This is a genomic window from Streptomyces tateyamensis (assembly GCF_003205575.1).
Classification (GTDB): Bacteria; Actinomycetota; Actinomycetes; order Streptomycetales; family Streptomycetaceae; genus Kitasatospora; species Kitasatospora tateyamensis.
Genome location: NZ_PYBW01000097.1, coordinates 20808 through 40571 on the forward strand (window position 1 = coordinate 20808; position 19764 = coordinate 40571).

The window sequence follows — 19764 nt, forward strand, 5'->3', positions numbered from 1 at the left end:
CGGGTGGGCGGGGGCAGCTGACGGCGGGTCAGCCGACGGAGCCCTCCATCTGCAGCTCGATCAGCCGGTTCAGCTCCAGCGCGTACTCCATCGGCAGCTCGCGCGCGATCGGCTCGACGAAGCCGCGCACGATCATCGCCATCGCCTCGAACTCGGTCATGCCGCGGCTCATCAGGTAGAAGAGCTGGTCCTCGCTGACCTTGGAGACGGTCGCCTCGTGGCCCATGGACACGTCGTCCTCGCGCACGTCCACGTACGGGTAGGTGTCCGAGCGGGAGATGGTGTCCACCAGCAGCGCGTCGCACAGCACGTTGGACTTGGCCCCCTTGGAGCCCTCGCCGATCTCGATCAGACCGCGGTACGAGGTGCGGCCGCCGCCCCGGGCCACCGACTTGGAGACGATGTTGGAGGAGGTGTTCGGCGCCAGGTGCACCATCTTGGCGCCGGCGTCCTGGTGCTGGCCCTCGCCCGCGAAGGCGATCGACAGGGTCTCGCCCTTGGCGTGCTCGCCCATCAGGTAGACGGCCGGGTACTTCATGGTGACCTTGGAGCCGATGTTGCCGTCGACCCACTCCATGGTCGCGCCCTCGTACGCCACGGCGCGCTTGGTGACCAGGTTGTAGACGTTGTTCGACCAGTTCTGGATCGTCGTGTAGCGGCAGCGGCCGCCCTTCTTGACGATGATCTCGACCACGGCGCTGTGCAGCGAGTCCGAGGAGTAGATCGGCGCGGTGCAGCCCTCGACGTAGTGGACGTAGGCGTCCTCGTCGACGATGATCAGCGTCCGCTCGAACTGGCCCATGTTCTCGGTGTTGATCCGGAAGTAGGCCTGCAGCGGGATGTCCACGTGCACGCCCTTCGGCACGTAGATGAACGACCCGCCGGACCAGACCGCGGTGTTCAGCGCGGCGAACTTGTTGTCGCCGGCCGGGATCACGGTGCCGAAGTACTCCTGGAAGAGCTCCGGGTGCTGCTTGAGCGCGGTGTCGGTGTCCAGGAAGATGACACCCTGCTCCTCCAGGTCCTCGCGGATCTGGTGGTAGACCACCTCGGACTCGTACTGCGCGGCGACACCGGCGACCAGGCGCTGCTTCTCCGCCTCCGGGATGCCCAGCTTGTCGTAGGTCGCCTTGATGTCGGCGGGCAGGTCCTCCCAGGACTCGGCCTGCTTCTCGGTCGACCGGACGAAGTACTTGATGTTGTCGAAGTCGATGCCGGTCAGGTCGGAACCCCAGGTCGGCATGGGCTTCTTGCCGAACAGCTTGAGGCCCTTGAGGCGCAGGTTGAGCATCCACTCCGACTCGGACTTCTTCGCCGAGATGTCGCGGACGACCTCCTCGCTCAGGCCGCGCTTGGCCACCGAGCCGGCCGCGTCGGAGTCCGACCAGCCGTATTCGTAGGTGCCCAGACCCTCGAGCTCCGGGTGGGAAACGGTGTCAGTCATGCGGGACTCCTCCGCGCGGACGTAGCGGGTGTTTCGGTCGACGTACCGGCAGTCGGCGCTGCACCGGGACCCGGACGGGGCGACGGTGCGGCACCGGGTGCCGGCACATAGGTGGTGCAGACCCCGTCGCCGTGGGCGATGGTGGCCAGCCGTTGCACGTGGGTGCCCAGCAGCTGGGAGAAGACCTCGGTCTCCGCCTCGCAGAGCTGGGGGAACTGCTCGGCGATGTGCGCCACCGGGCAGTGGTGCTGGCAGAGCTGGGCTCCGGCCGGCGCCTTGGCAGCCGTCGCGCTGGGGCCCCGCCGCACCGTGGCAGCGTACCCGTCCGCGCTCAGGGCCTCGGCCAGCGCCTCGGCCCGCCGCTCGGGGGCGGCCTCGCGCACGCTGCCCTGGTACTTCTGGCCCTGCTTGCCGAACCGGGCCCGGGCGAAGGCGGCGACCGCCTCCTCCCCGGCCTTGCCGCCGCCCACCGACTCGGCGATCCAGCGCAGCGCGTCGGCGGCGAGCTGGTCGTAGGCCTGGTAGAAGGCGTCCCGGCCGGACTCGGTGAGGGCGAAGACCTTGGCCGGGCGGCCGCGGCCGCGGCTGCCGTAGACCCGCTGCTCGCGGGACTCGACCAGGCCGGCGGCGGCCAGCCCCTCCAGGTGGCGGCGGACCGCGGCGGCCGTCAGGCCCAGCCGGCCGGCCAGGTCGGCGGCCGAGGAGGGGCCGTGGTCCAGGATCGAGCGGGCGACCCGGTCCCGGGTCGCCCGGTGGCCGTCCAGCAGGACCTCGGCCGGGGTCGCGGGCACCGGACAACCGGGGGCCGACTCGGCCTCCGGCTGCTCCAGCTGCTCCCGCACGTTTTTCACAACACCATTGTTGCGTAATTCCCGCCGACCAAACAAGCCGTGACCCACGCCTCAGCGGTGTCCTCCGTCACGGAAGGTAAGCCTTACCTGACCTGGGCGGACGAGGACTGGGGGCCGCCGGTCCGGATCGGGGTTGCGCACTCTTAGACTCGCCGCCATGGATGCACACCCCGCCGTCGAGATCGCCGGGCTGGTCAAGCGGTACGGCGCGAAGGCCGCCGTGGACGGCCTCGACCTGCGGATCGAGCGCGGCACCGTCACCGCCGTGCTGGGCCCCAACGGCGCCGGCAAGACCACCACCATCGAGACCTGCGAGGGCTACCGCCGCCCGGACGCGGGCACCGTGCGGGTGCTCGGCCTGGACCCGGTGCGCCAGGCGGGTGAGCTACGACCCCGGATCGGCGTGATGCTCCAGTCCGGCGGCGTGTACGCCGGAGCGCGCGCCGCGGAGATGCTGCGGCACACCGCCAAGCTGCACGCCCACCCGCTGGAGGTGGACGCCCTGGTCGAACGCCTCGGCCTCGGCTCCTGCGGCCGCACCACCTACCGCCGGCTCTCCGGCGGCCAGCAGCAGCGGCTCGCCCTGGCGATGGCCGTGGTCGGCCGCCCCGAGCTGGTCTTCCTGGACGAGCCCACCGCCGGCCTGGACCCGCAGGCCCGCCACGCCACCTGGGACCTGGTCCGCGACCTGCGCCGGGACGGGGTGACCGTGGTGGTCACTACCCACTACATGGACGAGGCCGAGCAGCTGGCCGACGCGGTGGCGATCGTGGACCACGGCCGGGTGATCGCCCAGGGCAGCCCCGAGCAGCTGTGCCGCGGCGGCGCCGAGTCCAGCCTGCACTTCGCCGGGCCGGCCGGCCTGGACCTGGGCGCGCTGACCAAGGTGCTGCCCGACGGCGCCGCGGCCGTCGAGCTGGCCCCCGGCTCCTACCGGGTGGACGCCACCCCGCTCGACCCGCAGCTGGTCGCCGCGGTCACCGCCTGGTGCGCCGCGGCCGGGGTGCTGCCCGAGAAACTGACCGTGCAGCGTCGCGGCCTGGAAGACGTCTTCCTCGAACTGACCGGCAGGGAGCTGCGCTCGTGACCACCGTCGACCACTCCCCCCGGCCCGGCGCCGCCCCGGTGGGCCGGATGCTGCTGGCGCAGACCGCCTTCGAGACCCGGATGCTGCTGCGCAACGGCGAGCAGCTGCTGCTCACCGTGGTGATCCCGACCGTGCTGCTGGTGCTGTTCAGCGCCGTGGACGTGGTGGCGGTGGCCGGGCCCGGCAAGCGGGTGGACTTCCTGGCGCCCGGGCTGCTGGCGCTGGCGGTGCTGTCCACCGCCTTCACCGGCCAGGCCATCGCCACCGGCTTCGAGCGGCGCTACGGCGTGCTGAAGCGGCTGGGCGCGAGCCCGCTGCCGCGCTGGGCGCTGCTCACCGCCAAGACCGGCTGCGTGCTGGTCACCGAGGCGCTGCAGGTGGCGCTGCTGTCGGCGATCGCGCTGGCGCTGGGCTGGTCGCCGCACGGGCTGGATACACCGTCAGGGGCGCTCGCCGTGCTCCTGCTCCTGGTACTGGGCACCGCGGCCTTCTCCGGGCTCGGGCTGCTGATGGCCGGCACGCTCAAGGCGGAGGCCACCCTGGCGGCGGCCAACCTGGTCTTCGTCCTGCTGCTGCTCGGCGGCGGGGTGGTGGTACCGCTGGCCAAGTTCCCCGGCGCGGTGCGCCCGGTGCTGGAGGCGCTGCCGATCAGCGCGCTCTCCGACGGGCTGCGCGCGGTGCTGCAGACCGGGGCCGGGGTGCCCTGGGGCGACCTGGGGGTGCTGGCCGGATGGGCGGTGCTGGGCCTGGCGGCCGCGGCTCGGTTCTTCCGCTGGGAGTGAGCCGCTGACCTGACCGGCCGCCGGCACCCCGCAGGGCGCCGACGGCCGGCTGTCGGGTCGTCAGTGGCGGTTCGCCCGACGACGGGTGGCGAAGACCAGGCCGCCACCGATCACCAGCACGCCCACGCCGATCCCGGCGATCAGGCCGCTGTTGCTGCCGCCACCGGTGGAGGCGAGCTGCGGGCCGGTCGGCGAGGGGCTGGGCGCCTTGGTCGTCGGCGCCTTGCTGGTCGGAGCCGCCGTGGGCGTCGGGGTGGGGCTCGGGGTCGGCGTCGGCGTGGGGCTGGCCGGCGGGGTGGTGGGCGGCGGGCAGACCGGCACGTCCGTGGGGAACTGACCGGTCCAGCCGTTGTGGCCCTTGAGGTCGTCCCCGGCGATGACGTCCGCCACCACGTGGACCGGCTTGGTGTGCGCCGCGATCGGGAAGTCCTGCTTGAAGGTGCCGCCGAAGGTCTGGTGGTCGACGACCACCTTGCCGTCGATCGTCACCGTCACCGTGTTGGTGACCTTGTCGTTGTAACCGGTCAGCTTGACCGTGGCCGTCGTGCAGGTGCTGGTCACCGACGGCGTGTGCGCCGACGCCGTGCCGCCCAGTGCGCCGACGCCGACCACTGCGAGGGCCGCTGCCCCGGCCAGCGTCCGGCCGGATATCCGCCCATGTCGCGCCATACTCTGATCCCTCCCAAAGGTGGTGTGCAGCACGGGCGTTGCCAGAACTGGTGAGCGACCGGCTACAAGTGGTGTGTGGGGACTCTACCGCCGCCCACCGCGGCCCACCCCCGAAACAGAACGACCGGATTCACCCTGGCGCCGGACGCACCGAGCTGCCCCGGACCCGGCGAACCCCGGCGAACGGAACTCCTCGCCGGGGCCGACCTACCGTTCTCCGAGGTGGCGTCAGGCCCGCGGGCCGACCCCGCCCGGTCATCACCGAGTCGGGACGAGTGGGTCTGGGCGCACTTTTCGGCGCAGCCCGCCTCTTCGTCAAGACCAATATCCGGCTTGCCCGCGAACCTCCGTTTCCGGGCGGCCCGGCACCCCGTCCAGCAGCCTCGCCCCCGACGCAAGATCACCCGAACCGCCCCTTACGATGAGTCCGTGCGTACCCCCTTCTCCCTGCTCGCCGAGCGCTGGCACCCGTCCGCCGCCCAGGTCCGGGCAGCGGCCCTGACCGCGCTGGTGATGAGCGTGGTCATCGTGGTGACCGGCGGCGCGGTCCGCCTGACCGGGTCCGGCCTGGGCTGCAGCACCTGGCCCACCTGCACGGCGCAGAGCCTGACCCCGACGCCCGCGATGGGGGTGCACGGGATCATCGAGTTCACCAACCGGATGCTCACCTACGTGCTCTGCGCGGCAGTCGGCTGGGCCATCCTGGCGGCCCGCTGTGCCCGACCGTGGCGCAGCGGCCTGACCCGGCTGGGCTGGGCGCAGTTCTGGGTGGTGATGAGCAACGCGGTGCTCGGCGGCATCACGGTGCTGGCCGGCCTCAACCCGTACGTGGTGGCCGCGCACATGCTCGCCGCGCTGGCCCTGGTCTGGGTCGCGGTGCTGACCTGGGAGCGGTCCAGTGAGGGGGACGGGCCGGCCCGGGCCCTGGTGGCCGAGCCGCTGCGGCGGCTGAGCCAGGTGCTGGTCGCGGTGACCGGCGCGCTGGTGGTGGCCGGGACCCTGGTGACCGGCGCCGGGCACCACCCGGGCGACTCCTCGGACGTGCCCCGGGTGCCGGTCGACTACGACCGGCTGGCCCAGGTCCACGCGGACCTCGCCTTCGTCACGGTCGGCCTCGCCCTGGCGGTGATCTTCGCCCTCGCCGCGGTCAAGGCACCGCCGGCCGCCCGGGCCCGGGCCCGGGAGCTGTTCCTGGTGCTGCTGCTGCAGGGCGTGATCGGCTACGTCCAGTACTTCACCGAGGTGCCGGAGCTGCTGGTCGGCCTGCACATGCTGGGCGCCACGCTGACCTGGATCGCGGCGCTGCGGATCCCGCTGGCGCTGCGGGTGCGCGAGGACGCGGCGGCGGACCAGGCGCTCCCCGCCCAGCAGCAGCCCGCGGCCGCGGCGCTCTGAGCCGCAGCGTCCGCCCCGCCGACAGGCAGCACAGAGGCCCTGACCCCCACTCCGCACCCGGGGGGCCAGGGCCTCGGTCATTGAGGCCGCGTCAGCTGCGGCATCAGATCTGGATGCCGGCCATCCGCTTCCACTCGTACGGGCCGGTGCGCACCCGCAGCGCCAGCTCGCCCTCGAAGGACTCGTGCAGCGTCAGGCCGGCCAGCTCGGCAGCCCGCCTGCCGATCGCGTAGCTGGGCGCCACCTGGTCGCCCCAGGAGCCGTCCGCGCCGACCAGCACGATCCGGGTGGCCGCCTGGCCGACGTACTCCACCACGCCGTCGGCGCTGCCGCCGTGCCGGCGACTGAACGCGGTCAGGTTCTTGGCGATCCGCTTCGCGCGCCGCTCGGCACGGGCGTCCGCCGCGGGGGCGAGGGTCTCTGCGCTGCTCATGCCCGCATGCTACCCACGGGTACGGGGGCTGGCGACGGGTGGGTGCTGTGCCGCGGGCCACACACCCGGTCGGCGGACTCCTAGGCTTGGACCATGACCTTCCACGGCTGGCCGCTCGAGGCGCTGGACTTCTACGAGGGCCTGGAGGCCGACAACTCCAGGACCTACTGGAACGACCACAAGGAGACGTACCAGGAGGCGGTGCTGGCACCCGCCGAGGAGTTGCTGGCCCGGCTGGAGCCCGAACTAGGCGACGGCAAGATCTTCCGCCCCAACCGGGACCTGCGGTTCAGCGCCGACAAGTCCCCGTACAAGACGCACCTCGGGCTGTTCTTCGAACACGGCGGCTACGTGCAGCTGTCCGCCCGGGGGCTGGCCTCGGGGCTGGGCATGTACCACCTGGCCGCCGACCAACTGGAGCGCTACCGCGCGGCGGTGGCCGAGGAGGTCACCGGGCGCGAGCTGGAGCGGGTGGTCGCCGCGCTGACCGCGGACGGGGTCCCGGTGGTCGGCCGGGACTCACTGAAGACCGCCCCGCGCGGCTACCCGAAGGACCACCCGCGGATCGGACTGCTGCGCCACAAGGGCCTGATCGCCTGGCGGGAGTGGGAGGTCGAGCCCTGGTTGAGCACCCCCGCGGCGGCCGAGCACCTGCTCGCCTTCCTGCGCGGGGCCCGCCCGCTCAAGGACTGGCTCGACCACCGGGTCGGGCCGAGCCAGGAGGCGCCGCGCTGAGCCGGGGCAGGGTCGGCGTCAGTGGATGAACGGGTCCACCGCGATCGCCACCATCAGCAGCGTCAAATAGGTGATCGACCAGTGGAAGAGCCGCATCTCCTTGAGCTTGGCCCCGGTGACCCCGGCCTTGGCCCGGCGCAGCAGCCCGTGCGCCTCCTTGAGCCAGCAGGCCCCCAGCAGCACCGCGGCCACCGGGTAGAGCCAGCTGGTGTGCCCCAGCGGCCACAGCGCCAGCGACACGACCACCATGACCCAGCTGTAGATGACGATCTGTCGGGCCACCGCGAGGTTCCCCGCGGTGACCGGCAGCATCGGCACCCCGGCCTTCTCGTAGTCCTCGCGGACCTTCATGGAGAGCGGCCAGTAGTGCGGCGGGGTCCAGAAGAAGACCACCAGGAAGAGCACGAACGGCGCCCAGTCCAGCGAGTTCTTCACCGCCGCCCAGCCCACCAGCACCGGCATGCAGCCGGCGATCCCGCCCCAGACGATGTTCTGGGCGGTGCGGCGCTTCAGGCCCAGGGTGTAGACGAAGACGTAGAAGAGGTAACCGGTCAGCGCCAGGCCGGCCGAGAGCCAGTTGACCAGCAGACCCAGCCAGAGCGTGGAGGCCACGCCCAGCGCGATGCCGAAGACCACCGCCTCGCGGGGCGCGACCATCCCGGTCACGATCGGCCGCTTCTCGGTGCGGGTCATCACCGCGTCGATGTCGCGGTCGATGTACATGTTGAGGGCGTTCGCCCCGCCGGCCGACAGGTACCCGCCGACCACCACCGACAGCACCGTGAGCAGGTTCGGCACCCCGCGCTGGGCCAGGAACATCACCGGCACCGTGCTCATCAGCAGCAGCTCGATGATCCGCGGCTTGGTCAGTGCGACGAACGCCCCGACACGGGCCCCGAACGACCGGCGGCCGGGGGGTGTCCCGACTCCCCCGGCGGGGCGGGATTCGACGGCGGTCACGAACACCCCAACTGAAGATGAATCTTCGCAGGCGTCCCGGTTCCGAGGAGCTCGTGAATCCGTTCACGCTGCGCGTACCACGCCACCTTAGACGGTTCCGATCCGGCGATCGGCTCCGGGGTCTCCTGACGGGGCCGCGGGCACCCCGCCGGGTGAAGCACCCCGTTCGCCGACAAGCGATCCGGGCCGGACCGTGCCGAGGTGGGACCGGTGCCGACCGTCCGTCAGGACACCGGCCGCGTCCGCGGCGAAGCGGTGCGTGCCCGCCGCACTCCGCACAGTAGGTCCTGCAACCGAGCGCGAAACTCCCGATTGTCCCCGTACGGAAGGCGGGCCCCGGCCCGAGCGGTAGGCTCGGCCTCGAAGCGGGATCAACCCTCCGTGACCGGGCACGATCTAGCGTCAGGACCACAGCGACGTGGGCCGGACCCGGTCCCTTCACGGGGTGACACCTCAATACGGAAGGAGCCCTGAGAAGGGTGAGCACGACGCCGACGAACGCAATCGAGTGGACCGCTCTCGACGAGCGCACGGTGGACACGGCCCGGGTTCTGGCCATGGACGCCGTGCAGAAGGTCGGAAACGGCCACCCGGGCACCGCCATGGCGCTGGCCCCGGCCGCCTACGTGATCTTCCAGCGCTTCCTGCGCCACGACCCCACCGACCCCAACTGGGTCGGCCGGGACCGCTTCGTGCTGTCCCCGGGCCACACCAGCATGACGCTCTACACCCAGCTCTTCTTCTCCGGCTACGGCCTTGAGCTGGACGACCTGAAGTCCTTCCGGGTGGCCGGCAGCCGCACCCCGGGCCACCCCGAGCACGGGCACACCGCGGGCGTGGAGACCACCACCGGCCCGCTCGGCCAGGGCATCGCCAACGCGGTGGGCATGGCGATGGCGGCCCGCTACGAGCGCGGCCTGTTCGACTCCGGGGCGGCGGCCGGCGAGTCGCCGTTCGACCACACCGTCTGGGCCATCGTCTCCGACGGCGACCTGGAGGAGGGCGTCTCCGCCGAGGCCTCCTCGCTGGCCGGCCACCAGAAGCTGGGCAACCTGGTCGCGCTCTACGACGACAACCACATCTCGATCGAGGGCAGCACCCAGACCGCCTTCTCCGAGGACGTGCTGGCCCGCTACGCCGCCTACGGCTGGCACGTGCAGCGGATCGACCAGAAGCCCAACGGCGACGTGGACGTGCAGGAGCTGGCCGCCGCACTCGCCGCCGCCAAGGCCGAGACCGAGCGCCCCTCGCTGATCGCGATGCGCACCATCATCGCCTGGCCGGCCCCGGACGCGCAGAACACCGCCAAGGCGCACGGCTCGGCGCTCGGCGCTGCCGAGATCGCCGCCACCAAGAAGGTGCTGGGCTTCGACCCCGAGCGCACCTTCGAGGTCAGCGACGAGGTGCTGGCCCACACCCGCCAGGTGATCCAGCGCGGCAAGGCCGCCCGCGCCGAGTGGGAGAAGTCCTACCTGGCCTGGCGCGAGGCCAACCCGGCCAAGGCCGCCGAGTTCGACCGGATCCAGTCCGGCGAGCTGCCGAACGGCTGGAAGAAGCTCACCCCGGTCTTCCCGGCCGGCAAGGACGTCGCCACCCGCAAGGCCAGCGGCGACGCGCTGAAGGCCTTCGGCTCGGTGATCCCGGAGCTGTGGGGCGGTTCGGCCGACCTGGCCGAGTCCAACCTGACCACCATCGACGAGGAGAGCTCCTTCCTCCCGGCGGGCAACCCGCTCAAGGGCGCCGACCCGTACGGCCGCACCATCCACTTCGGCATCCGCGAGCACGCCATGGGCTCGACCATGAACGGCATCGCGCTGCACGGCCGGACCCGGGTGTACGGCGGCACCTTCCTGGTCTTCTCCGACTACATGCGCCCGGCGGTGCGACTGGCCGCGCTGATGAAGCTGCCGGTCACCTACGTCTGGACGCACGACTCGATCGGCCTGGGCGAGGACGGCCCGACCCACCAGCCGGTCGAGCACCTGGCCGCGCTGCGCGCCATCCCCGGCCTGTCGGTGGTCCGCCCGGCCGACGCCAACGAGACCGCGGTCGTGTGGCGCACCGTGCTGGAGCGGCACACCACCCACCCCGGCCCGGTCGGCCTGGCGCTGACCCGCCAGGGCGTGCCGACCTGGGACCGCGAGGTCTTCGGCTCCGCCGAGGGCGCGGCCAAGGGCGGCTACGTGCTGGCCGAGGCCTCCGACGGGGTCCCGCAGGTGATCCTGATCGGCACCGGCTCCGAGGTGCAGCTCGCGATGCAGGCGCGCGAGGCACTGGAGGCCGAGGGCGTCGCCACCCGGGTCGTCTCGATGCCGTCGGTGGAGTGGTTCAACGAGCAGGACCAGGCCTACCGCGACCAGGTGCTGCCGCCCTCGGTCAAGGCCCGGGTCTCGGTCGAGGCCGGCATCGCCCAGGGCTGGCGCGAGTTCGTGGGCGACCACGGACAGATCGTCAGCCTGGAACACTTCGGCGCCTCGGCGGACTACCAGGTGCTGTACCAGGAGTTCGGTATCACTGCGGAGGCCGTCGCGCACGCCGCGCACAAGTCGCTGCGTTCGCTCGAAGCCGTCAACCGCTGACTCCGGCTCAAGACCTACAGGGGATTCGAATCATGACTGACGCACTGAAGCGCCTCAGCGACGAAGGCGTGGCAATCTGGCTGGACGACCTGAGCCGGACCCGGCTGAACACCGGGAACCTGGCCGAGCTCGTGCAGAGCAAGCACGTGGTGGGCGTCACCACCAACCCGACCATCTTCCAGAAGGCGATCGCCGGCAGCGGCGACACCTCCTACGACGGCCAGCTGCGCGACCTGGCGCTCCGTCAGGTCACCACCGAGGAGGCGATCCGCATGATCACCACCTCCGACGTGCGCGACGCGGCCGACGTGCTGCGCCCGGTCTACGACGCCAGCAACGGGCGCGACGGCCGGGTCTCGATCGAGGTCGACCCGCGGCTGGCGCACCAGACCGCCCCGACCGTGGCCGAGGCCAAGCAGCTGTGGTGGCTGGTGGACCGCCCCAACGCGTTCATCAAGATCCCGGCCACCGAGGCGGGCCTGCCGGCGATCAGCGAGGTGATCGGGCGGGGCATCAGCGTCAACGTCACGCTGATCTTCTCGCTGGAGCGCTACAAGGCGGTGATCGACGCCTTCCTGACCGGCCTGGAGCAGGCCAAGGCCAAGGGCATCGACCTGTCCTCGATCGAGTCGGTGGCCTCCTTCTTCGTCTCCCGGGTGGACACCGAGATCGACAAGCGGCTGGACGCGATCGGCACCGACGAGGCCAAGGCGCTGCGCTCCAAGGCCGCGCTGGCCAACGCCCGCCTCGCCTACCAGGCGTACGAGGAGGTGTTCGGCTCGGTGGACGGCAAGACGGCGGCCAGCGACCGCTGGAAGGCCCTGGAGGCGGCCGGCGCCAAGCCGCAGCGCCCGCTCTGGGCCTCCACCGGGGTCAAGGACCCGGCCCTGCCGGACACCCTCTACGTGACCGAGCTGGTCGCGCCCGGCACCGTCAACACCATGCCCGAGGCCACCCTGGACGCCACCGGCGACCACGGCGTGGTGAGCGGTGACACCATCACCGGCGGCTACGCCGAGGCGCAGGGCGTGCTCGACGCGCTGGCCGCGGTGGGCGTCTCCTACGACGACGTGGTGCAGGTCCTGGAGGACGAGGGCGTCAGCAAGTTCGAGGCCTCCTGGCAGGAGCTGCTCGACACGGTGACCGCCTCGCTCGCCTCCTTCGCCGCCGGTAAGTGACCCTGCTCTACGGATCTGGAAGCGGAGCCCAAGCAGTGAGCAATCCACAGGCATTTCCCGACCTGGAGGCGGCCGAGGGGGACCCCGGCGGCGCTCCGGAGCGGCCGGCGAACCCGCTGCGCGACCCGGCCGACCGCCGGCTGCCGCGGATCGCCGGCCCGTCCGGCCTGGTGATCTTCGGGGTCACCGGCGACCTGTCGCGCAAGAAGCTGATGCCGGCCATCTACGACCTGGCCAACCGCGGCCTGCTGCCGCCGGGCTTCTCGCTGGTGGGCTTCGCCCGCCGCGAGTGGGAGCACGAGGACTTCGCCAAGGAGGTGCACGACGCCGTCAAGGAGCACGCCCGCACCCCCTTCCGGGAGGAGGTCTGGGAGCAGCTCGCCAAGGGCATGCGGTTCGTCCAGGGCACCTTCGACGACGACGAGGCCTTCGACACCCTGCGCCGCACCATCGAGGACCTCGATGCGGCGCAGGGCACCAGCGGCAACTTCGCGTTCTACCTCTCGGTGCCGCCGAAGTTCTTCCCGACCGTGGTGCAGCAGCTGAAGAAGCACGGCCTGGCGGACCCGCCGGCCGGCTCCTGGCGCCGCGCGGTGATCGAGAAGCCCTTCGGCCACGACCTGGCGAGCGCCCAGGAGCTCAACAAGGTGGTGCACGAGGTCTTCCCCCGGGACGAGGTGTTCCGGATCGACCACTACCTGGGCAAGGAGACGGTCCAGAACATCCTGGCGCTGCGGTTCGCCAACCAGATGTTCGAGCCGATCTGGAACCGGTCCTACGTGGACCACGTGCAGATCACCATGGCCGAGGACATCGGCATCGGCGGCCGGGCCGGCTACTACGACGGCATCGGCTCGGCCCGTGACGTGATCCAGAACCACCTGCTCCAGCTGATGGCGCTGACCGCCATCGAGGAGCCTGCCTCGTTCCACCCCAAGGCCCTGGTGGCGGAGAAGCTCAAGGTGCTCAGCGCCGTGCAGCTGCCCAAGGACCTGGGGCGGCACACGGTCCGCGGCCAGTACGCGGCCGGCTGGCAGGGCGGCGAGGAGGTGGTCGGCTACCTGGACGAGGACGGCATCAACCCCGAGTCCAAGACCGACACCTACGCCGCGATCAAGCTGGAGATCAACAACCGCCGCTGGGCCGGGGTGCCGTTCTACCTGCGCACCGGCAAGCGGCTGGGCCGGCGGGTCACCGAGATCGCGGTGGTCTTCCAGCGCGCCCCGTACCTGCCGTTCGACTCCTACGCGACCGAGGAGCTGGGGCAGAACGCCCTGGTCATCCGGGTGCAGCCGGACGAGGGCGTCACGGTGCGGTTCGGTTCCAAGGTCCCGGGCACCTCGATGGAGGTCCGGGACGTGACGATGGACTTCGCCTACGGCGAGTCCTTCACCGAGTCCAGCCCCGAGGCCTACGAGCGGCTGATCCTGGACGTGCTGCTGGGCGACGCCAACCTGTTCCCGCGCCACCAGGAGGTCGAGCTCTCCTGGGGGATCCTCGACCCGATCGAGCAGTACTGGGACCAGCACGGCAAGCCCGCGCAGTACCCGGCCGGCACCTGGGGCCCGGCCGAGGCGGACGAGATGCTCGCACGAGACGGCAGGAGCTGGCGCCGGCCATGAAGATCGACCTGACCGACACCACGGCAAGCAAGATCAACAGCGCCCTGATGGACGCCCGCCGGGCCAGCGGTTCCACCGCTGCCGGCATGGTCCTGACCCTGGTGATCGTGGTGGACGAAGGCAGCGCGTACGACGCCCTCAGGGCGGCGAACGACGCCTCCCGCGAGCACCCCTCGCGGATCCTCGCGGTGATCAAGCGGGCCGGGCGCTCCCCCCGGGCCCGCGCCGGGACGCGGCTGGACGCCGAGATCCTGGTCGGCTCCGACGCCGGCTCGGGCGAGACGGTGATCCTGCGGATGCACGGCGAGCTGGTCTCGCACGCGCAGTCCGTGGTGCTGCCGCTGCTGCTGCCGGACGCCCCCGTGGTGGTCTGGTGGCCGGAGAACGCGCCGCTGCACGCCGCCCAGGACCCGCTGGGCGCGATCGCCCAGCGCCGGATCACCGACGCGGTCACCGCCGAGTCGCCGGTCGACCAGCTGGCGGTCCGCGCCGACAGCTACACCCCCGGCGACACCGACCTGGCCTGGACCCGGATCACCGGCTGGCGCTCGATGCTGGCCGCCGCGCTGGACCAGAAGCCCGCCACGGTGACCGCCGCGGTGGTCGAGGGCGAGTCCTACAACCCCAGCGTCGAGCTGCTCGGCCTGTGGCTGCACGACCGCCTGCGGGTCCCGGTGGAGCGGGTGGTCACCGGCGGTCCGGGCATCACCGCGGTGCGGATGCGCACCGCGGACGGCGACATCGTGCTGGACCGGCCGGACGGGCTGATGGGCACCCTGTCCATCCCCGGCTCGCCGGACCGGATGGTGGCGCTCAAGCGGCGCGAGACCAGCGAGCTGATCGCCGAGGAGCTGCGCAGACTCGACCCGGACGACATCTACGCCGCCGCGGTGCGCACCGGGGTGGGCCGGCTGATCGAGCGGGGCACCGTCCCGGCCGCCACCGAGGCCGCTGCGGCCGAGGCCGCCACCGAGGCGGCCGCCGAGGCCGTCGCGGCGGAGGAGCCGAAGAAGGCCGCCCCCCGGAAGCGGACCAAGGCATGACCGCCGCCACCCCGCAGCTGGTGGTGCACCGCGACAAGGAGCTGATGGCCCAGGCGGCCGCCGCGCGACTGATCACCCGGATCGTCGATGCCCAGGCCGCCCGGGGCACCGCCTCCGTGGTGCTCACCGGCGGGCGCAACGGCAACGCGCTGCTGGCCGCGATCGCCGGCTCCCCGGCCCGGGACGCGGTGGACTGGTCCCGGCTGGAGCTGTGGTGGGGCGACGAGCGGTTCGTCCCGTCCGCCGACCCCGAGCGCAACGCGGTGCAGGCCACCGACGAGCTGCTCGGGCGGGTCCCGCTGGACCCGGCGCGGGTGCACTTCATGCCCGCCTCGGACGGGGTGGACGGCGCCGACGTGGAGGCCGCCGCCGAGCGGTACGCCGAGGAGCTGGCCAAGGCGGCCCGGCCGCAGGACCGCCTCGGCGTGCCGGCCTTCGACGTGCTGCTGCTGGGCGTCGGCCCGGACACCCACGTGGCCTCGCTCTTCCCCGAGCACCCGGGCGTGCGGGAGACCGCGCGCACGGTGGTCGGGGTGCGCGGGGCGCCGAAGCCGCCGCCTACCCGGATCTCGCTGACCCTGCCGGCCATCCGGGCGGCCCGCGAGGTCTGGCTGCTGGCGGCCGGCGAGGACAAGGCGGACGCGGTGGCGCTGGCGCTGTCCGGCCCGGGCGAGCTGCTCGCCCCGGCCTCCGGCGCGTACGGCACCGCCCGCACGCTCTGGCTGCTGGACCGGGCTGCGGCCGCCAAGCTGCCGCCGCAGCTCTACCCGCCGGCTTCGGCCTGACCGGCCGTCAGAGCAGCGCAGAGGGGTGGTGCACCGTCAGGTGCACCACCCCTCGTCACATCGCCTCAGATCTCGCCGCGCAGCTTGGCCAGCGCCTCGGCCAGGATCGCCTCGCCGTCGGCGTCGCTGCGCCGCTCGCGGACGTAGGCCAGGTGCGTCTTGTACGGCTCGTTGCGCGACGGCGCCGGCGGGTTGTGCTCGTCCTGCCCGGCCGGGAACCCGCAGCGCGGGCAGTCCCAGGTCTCCGGGACGACGGCCTCGGCTGCGAAGCTCGGCCGCGTCTCGTGCTTGTTGGCGCACCAGAAGGAGATCCGGGTGCGCGGAGCGGACTCACCACGCTCCGCCTCACCCATCGGGCCTGCCCCGACCCTGCTGCCACGGATGGCGTTGCCACTTGCCACGGTCTGACTCCCTGCATGCCCTGGAACCGCCTGGGATGTGCCCAGGCGCTGCCAACCGGCCGCCGACTGCGGACAGTGGCAAGTTGTCCTAGTGTACGGAGCGGATAAGGTTCTGTCCGCACCGCCTGTGGAACTGAGTCCGGATCAGCCCTTGACCTTGATGAGCAGGCCCAGGACGACGATGCAGGCGAACCAGCCCAGGCCCACGATGATCGTGATCCGGTCCAGGTTGCGCTCGGCCACCGCCGAACCCCCGCCCGTGGACATCGAGCCGCCACCGAACATGTCGGACAGACCGCCGCCCTTCCCCTTGTGCAGCAGCACCAGGAGGACCATCAGCAGGCTGAAGATGATCAGGGCAATCGAGAACCCGAGAACCACGGCGGGACCAACTCTCTCGTTCTGTTTGGGTCAGGAGGCGAAGGGCCGGACCGCCAGGAAAGGGGTCCGGCCCAAAGACTACGTTGCCAGGGGGGCGTTAGCCTACCGCCTGCTCGCGGTAGCGCACGATCTTGACGAACTCGTCGGCGTCCAGCGAGGCTCCGCCGATCAGGCCGCCGTCGATGTCGGGCTTGGCCATCAGGCCCGCCACGTTCCCGGCCTTCATCGAACCGCCGTACAGCACACGGACCTTGTCGGCCAGCTCGGCGCCGTACAGCTCGGCCAGCCGGGCCCGGATCGCACCGCAGACCTCCTGCGCGTCCTCCGGGGTGGCCACCTCGCCGGTGCCGATCGCCCAGACCGGCTCGTAGGCGACGACGATCGACTCGGCGTCCGCCGCGGTCAGCCCCTCCAGCGCACCGTCCAGCTGGGCCAGCGTGTACGCGACGTGGGTGCCGGCCTTGCGGATCTCCAGCGGCTCGCCGATGCACAGGATCGGGGTGATCGCGCTGCGGTAGGCGGCCTTGACCTTGGCGTTGACGATCTCCTCGTTCTCGCCGTGGTACTGGCGCCGCTCCGAGTGGCCGATCACCGCGTAGCTGCACTTGAGCTTGGCCAGCATCGGGCCGGAGATCTCGCCGGTGTAGGCACCGGAGTCGTGGGCCGAGATGTCCTGCGAGCCGTACTTGATCTTCAGCTTGTCGCCGTCGACCAGGGTCTGCACCGAGCGCAGGTCGGTGAACGGGGTCAGCACCGCGACCTCGACCGCCTCGTAGTCCTTGTCGGCCAGCGCGAAGGCCAGCTTCTGGGTGTGCTGGATGGCCTCGAGGTGGTTGAGGTTCATCTTCCAGTTGCCCGCCATCAGCGGGAGACGCTCAGTCATCTGCTCTCAGTCCTCCAGGGCGGCGATACCGGGGAGGGTCTTGCCCTCCAGGTACTCCAGGCTTGCGCCACCGCCGGTCGAAATGTGTCCGAACTCGGTCTCGTCGAAGCCGAGGGTGCGCACGGCCGCGGCCGAGTCGCCGCCGCCGACCACGGTGAAGGCCTCGGAGTCCAGCAGCGCCTGGGCCACCGCGCGGGTGCCCTCGGCGAACTGCGGGTGCTCGAAGACGCCCATCGGGCCGTTCCAGAAGACGGTCCTGGCGTCGGCCAGCTTCTCGGCGAACAGCTGCGCGGTCTTCGGGCCGATGTCCAGGCCCAGCTTGCCGGCCGGGATCGCGTCGACGTCGACCACCTCGAAGTCCGCCACCGGGCTCTGGCCCTTGACGTCGGGGAAGCCGCCGGCCACCGCGGTGTCCACCGGGATGACGAACTCGACGCCGTTGGCCTTCGCCCGCTCCAGGTACTCCTGCACCAGCGGGATCTGGTCCTCCTGCAGCAGCGAGGCGCCCACCTCGTGGCCCTGGGCCTTGAGGAAGGTGAACATCATGCCGCCGCCGATCAGGATCCGGTCGGCCTTGCCCAGCAGGTTGTCGATCACGCCGACCTTGTCGGAGACCTTGGAGCCGCCGAGCACCACCGCGTACGGGCGGGCCACGTCCTCGGTCAGCCGCTTGAGGACGCCCAGCTCCTTCTCGATCAGCAGGCCGACCGCGTGCGGCAGCCGGGCCGGCAGGTCGAAGACGGAGGCGTGCTTGCGGTGCACCGCGCCGAAGCCGTCGCCGACGTAGCGGTCGGCCAGCCCGGCGAGCTGGTCGGCGAAGGCGCCGCGCTCGGCGTCGTCCTTGCTGGTCTCCCCCGCGTTGAAGCGCAGGTTCTCCAGCAGCACCACGCCGCCGTCGGCCAGCGCCGCGACGGCGGCCTTGGCGCTGTCGCCCACGGTGTCGGTGGCGAAGTCGACCGGGACACCGAGGATCTCGCCCAGGCGCACCGCGACGGGCGCGAGCGAGTACTGCGGGTCCGGCTCACCCTTGGGGCGGCCGAGGTGGGAGGCGACGATCACCTTGGCGCCGCGCTCGAGCAGCGCGGCGATGGTCGGCGCGACGGCGCGGATCCGGCCGTCGTCGGTGATCGTGTCGCCGCTCAGCGGAACGTTGAGGTCGGCGCGGACGAACACCCGCTGGCCGGACACCTCGAGGTCGTCGATGGTCTTCACGGTCTTCGGTCTCCTGGGAGAAGGCGCTGAACAGGCGGCACGGCGCCGGGCCGCCGGGGGTTGGGGGCGAAATGAGGGGTGCGCGCAGGGACAGGGCCCGGACGGCGGGTGTTCCGCCGGCCGGGCCCTGACACCTCACTTCACGTCAGCTGTCGCTGCGTCAGAGCTGGCTGCCGACCAGGGAGGTCAGGTTGACCAGCCGGTTCGAGTAGCCCCACTCGTTGTCGTACCAGCCGAGGACCTTGACCTGGTTGCCCTGGACCATGGTCAGCTGGGAGTCGAAGATGGTGGAGAACGGCGAGTTGACGATGTCGGAGGAGACGATCGGGTCCTCGGTGTACTGCAGGATGCCCTTGAGGTCGCCCTCGGCCGCCTTCTGGAAGGCCGCGTTGACCTCCTCGATGGTGACGTCCCGCTCGAGGGTGACCACCAGGTCGGTGATCGAGCCGGTCGGCACCGGGACGCGCAGCGAGGTGCCGTCCAGCTTGCCCTTCAGCTCCGGCAGCACCAGCGCGGTGGCCTTGGCGGCACCGGTGGAGGTCGGGATGATGTTCAGGGCGGCGGCGCGGGCGCGGCGCAGGTCCTTGTGCGGGAAGTCCAGGGTGACCTGGTCGTTGGTGTAGGCGTGCACCGTGGTCATCAGACCCTTGACGATGCCGAAGTTCTCGTTCAGCACCTTGGCCATCGGCGCCACGCAGTTGGTGGTGCAGGAGGCGTTGGAGATCACCGTGTGGTTCGCGGCGTCGTACTTGTCGTCGTTGACACCCATGACGATGGTGACGTCTTCGTCGGTCGCGGGCGCGGAGATGATGACCTTCTTGGCACCGGCGGCCACGTGCTTCTTGGCGTCCGCGGCCTTGGTGAAGATGCCGGTGGACTCGATCACGATGTCCACGCCCAGCTCGCCCCAGGGCAGGTTGGCCGGGTCGCGCTCGGCGATCACCTTGAAGGTGTGGCCGTCCACCGTGATGGAGTCGGCGGTGTGGCTGACCTCCGCCTGCAGGGTGCCGAGGATGGAGTCGTACTTGAGCAGGTGCGCCAGGGTCCTGGTGTCGGTGAGGTCGTTGACACCCACGATCTCGATGTCCGCGCCCTGAGCCTTCACCGCACGGAAGAAGTTCCGGCCGATGCGGCCGAATCCGTTGATGCCTACCCGGATCGTCACTTACCGATCTCCTCTGAGGTACGCCGGGCTATGCCGACGGGGGTGGAGTTTGGGATGTCCCCGACCACCCACGACCCTACCCCCCGGACGTGTTCCGGAGCACATCACCCCCCGAGGTCAAGCCCCTGGCGTGGCGTTGTACGCCACATTGCGTCGCAA

The 19764-nt window shown here is 71.5% G+C and carries 19 protein-coding genes; 9 read left to right on the forward strand and 10 right to left on the reverse strand.

What is annotated here, in order from left to right:
• Positions 1–28: 28 nt before the first annotated feature.
• Positions 29–1444 (reverse strand): Fe-S cluster assembly protein SufB, encoded by a 1416-nt coding sequence (gene sufB / locus C7C46_RS24450; protein ID WP_110672065.1) that lies wholly within the window; start codon positions 1442–1444, stop codon positions 29–31.
• The gene (locus C7C46_RS37400; RefSeq protein WP_425470114.1) at positions 1441–2295 is read right to left on the reverse strand and encodes a helix-turn-helix transcriptional regulator; all 855 of its coding nucleotides are present in this window, start codon (positions 2293–2295) and stop codon (positions 1441–1443) included. The genes sufB and C7C46_RS37400 overlap by 4 nt, the downstream gene beginning before the upstream one ends.
• Before the next feature lie 157 nt (positions 2296–2452).
• Between C7C46_RS37400 and C7C46_RS24460 the strand changes: the two genes are divergently transcribed.
• Together C7C46_RS24460 and C7C46_RS24465 are read left to right on the forward strand one after the other, a co-directional pair.
• Positions 2453–3382, forward strand: coding sequence for an ABC transporter ATP-binding protein (locus C7C46_RS24460; RefSeq protein WP_110672066.1), 930 nt, complete (start codon positions 2453–2455; stop codon positions 3380–3382).
• 47 nt (positions 3383–3429) lie between these two features.
• Complete coding sequence (locus tag C7C46_RS24465) at positions 3430–4164, forward strand: ABC transporter permease (protein WP_110672144.1); 735 nt, start codon at positions 3430–3432, stop codon at positions 4162–4164.
• A 60-nt stretch (positions 4165–4224) separates the two neighbouring features.
• Here C7C46_RS24465 and C7C46_RS24470 read toward each other — a convergent pair whose 3' ends face one another.
• Entirely contained in the window at positions 4225–4833 is a 609-nt protein-coding gene (locus C7C46_RS24470) for an LAETG motif-containing sortase-dependent surface protein (protein WP_110672067.1), read from the reverse strand.
• Positions 4834–5262: 429 nt separating this feature from the next.
• Between C7C46_RS24470 and C7C46_RS24475 the strand changes: the two genes are divergently transcribed.
• Positions 5263–6228, forward strand: coding sequence for a COX15/CtaA family protein (locus C7C46_RS24475; RefSeq protein ID WP_342775427.1), 966 nt, complete (start codon positions 5263–5265; stop codon positions 6226–6228).
• Between the two features lie 103 nt (positions 6229–6331).
• On the opposite strand, the gene C7C46_RS24480 is transcribed toward C7C46_RS24475, so the two are convergent.
• Complete coding sequence (locus C7C46_RS24480; RefSeq protein WP_110672068.1) at positions 6332–6661, reverse strand: hypothetical protein; 330 nt, start codon at positions 6659–6661, stop codon at positions 6332–6334.
• Between the two features lie 93 nt (positions 6662–6754).
• Here C7C46_RS24480 and C7C46_RS24485 point away from each other — a divergent pair, with 93 nt between their 5' ends.
• Positions 6755–7396: a DUF2461 domain-containing protein gene (locus tag C7C46_RS24485; protein WP_110672069.1), complete on the forward strand. Its 642-nt coding sequence runs from the start codon at positions 6755–6757 to the stop codon at positions 7394–7396.
• Positions 7397–7414: 18 nt separating this feature from the next.
• Here C7C46_RS24485 and C7C46_RS24490 read toward each other — a convergent pair whose 3' ends face one another.
• On the reverse strand, positions 7415–8356 hold the full coding sequence (locus tag C7C46_RS24490; RefSeq protein WP_110672146.1) for a heme o synthase: 942 nt from the start codon (positions 8354–8356) through the stop codon (positions 7415–7417).
• A gap of 479 nt (positions 8357–8835) precedes the next feature.
• Between C7C46_RS24490 and tkt the strand changes: the two genes are divergently transcribed.
• The 5 genes from tkt (at position 8836) to pgl (ending at position 15563) form a co-directional block, all read left to right on the forward strand.
• Positions 8836–10935, forward strand: a complete 2100-nt coding sequence (gene tkt, locus C7C46_RS24495) for a transketolase (RefSeq protein ID WP_110672070.1) — start codon at positions 8836–8838, stop codon at positions 10933–10935.
• A gap of 32 nt (positions 10936–10967) precedes the next feature.
• Complete coding sequence (gene tal, locus C7C46_RS24500; RefSeq protein ID WP_110672071.1) at positions 10968–12113, forward strand: transaldolase; 1146 nt, start codon at positions 10968–10970, stop codon at positions 12111–12113.
• 62 nt (positions 12114–12175) lie between these two features.
• On the forward strand, positions 12176–13735 hold the full coding sequence (zwf, locus tag C7C46_RS24505; protein WP_110672147.1) for a glucose-6-phosphate dehydrogenase: 1560 nt from the start codon (positions 12176–12178) through the stop codon (positions 13733–13735).
• The gene (opcA, locus tag C7C46_RS24510) at positions 13732–14778 is read left to right on the forward strand and encodes a glucose-6-phosphate dehydrogenase assembly protein OpcA (protein ID WP_110672072.1); all 1047 of its coding nucleotides are present in this window, start codon (positions 13732–13734) and stop codon (positions 14776–14778) included. The genes zwf and opcA overlap by 4 nt, the downstream gene beginning before the upstream one ends.
• Positions 14775–15563 (forward strand): 6-phosphogluconolactonase, encoded by a 789-nt coding sequence (gene pgl, locus C7C46_RS24515; protein WP_110672073.1) that lies wholly within the window; start codon positions 14775–14777, stop codon positions 15561–15563. Before opcA ends, pgl begins: the two co-directional genes overlap by 4 nt.
• 65 nt (positions 15564–15628) lie before the next feature.
• Here pgl and C7C46_RS24520 read toward each other — a convergent pair whose 3' ends face one another.
• From C7C46_RS24520 to gap, 5 genes are all read right to left on the reverse strand, one after another.
• Positions 15629–15964 (reverse strand): RNA polymerase-binding protein RbpA, encoded by a 336-nt coding sequence (locus C7C46_RS24520; RefSeq protein ID WP_110672074.1) that lies wholly within the window; start codon positions 15962–15964, stop codon positions 15629–15631.
• Positions 15965–16108: 144 nt separating this feature from the next.
• On the reverse strand, positions 16109–16345 hold the full coding sequence (secG, locus tag C7C46_RS24525) for a preprotein translocase subunit SecG (RefSeq protein ID WP_110672075.1): 237 nt from the start codon (positions 16343–16345) through the stop codon (positions 16109–16111).
• 97 nt (positions 16346–16442) lie between these two features.
• Positions 16443–17228 (reverse strand): triose-phosphate isomerase, encoded by a 786-nt coding sequence (gene tpiA / locus C7C46_RS36740; protein WP_110672076.1) that lies wholly within the window; start codon positions 17226–17228, stop codon positions 16443–16445.
• A 6-nt stretch (positions 17229–17234) separates the two neighbouring features.
• Positions 17235–18440 carry a phosphoglycerate kinase gene (locus C7C46_RS36745; protein ID WP_110672077.1) on the reverse strand — a complete coding sequence of 402 codons (1206 nt, stop codon included), beginning with the start codon at positions 18438–18440 and terminating at the stop codon, positions 17235–17237.
• A gap of 160 nt (positions 18441–18600) precedes the next feature.
• Positions 18601–19605, reverse strand: coding sequence for a type I glyceraldehyde-3-phosphate dehydrogenase (gene gap / locus C7C46_RS24540; RefSeq protein ID WP_110672078.1), 1005 nt, complete (start codon positions 19603–19605; stop codon positions 18601–18603).
• Positions 19606–19764: the final 159 nt, after the last annotated feature.

Bases quoted from the DNA above. Each gene is read 5' to 3' on its own strand.
- tal (WP_110672071.1), top strand. From the start codon at position 10,968: ATGACTGACGCACTGAAGCGCCTCAGCGACGAAGGCGTGGCAATCTGG.
- sufB (WP_110672065.1), bottom strand. From the start codon at position 1,444: ATGACTGACACCGTTTCCCACCCGGAGCTCGAGGGTCTGGGCACCTAC.
- C7C46_RS24470 (WP_110672067.1), bottom strand. From the start codon at position 4,833: ATGGCGCGACATGGGCGGATATCCGGCCGGACGCTGGCCGGGGCAGCG.
- C7C46_RS24485 (WP_110672069.1), top strand. From the start codon at position 6,755: ATGACCTTCCACGGCTGGCCGCTCGAGGCGCTGGACTTCTACGAGGGC.
- pgl (WP_110672073.1), top strand. From the start codon at position 14,775: ATGACCGCCGCCACCCCGCAGCTGGTGGTGCACCGCGACAAGGAGCTG.
- C7C46_RS24480 (WP_110672068.1), bottom strand. From the start codon at position 6,661: ATGAGCAGCGCAGAGACCCTCGCCCCCGCGGCGGACGCCCGTGCCGAG.
- opcA (WP_110672072.1), top strand. From the start codon at position 13,732: ATGAAGATCGACCTGACCGACACCACGGCAAGCAAGATCAACAGCGCC.
- C7C46_RS24460 (WP_110672066.1), top strand. From the start codon at position 2,453: ATGGATGCACACCCCGCCGTCGAGATCGCCGGGCTGGTCAAGCGGTAC.
- tpiA (WP_110672076.1), bottom strand. From the start codon at position 17,228: ATGACTGAGCGTCTCCCGCTGATGGCGGGCAACTGGAAGATGAACCTC.
- C7C46_RS24465 (WP_110672144.1), top strand. From the start codon at position 3,430: ATGCTGCTGGCGCAGACCGCCTTCGAGACCCGGATGCTGCTGCGCAAC.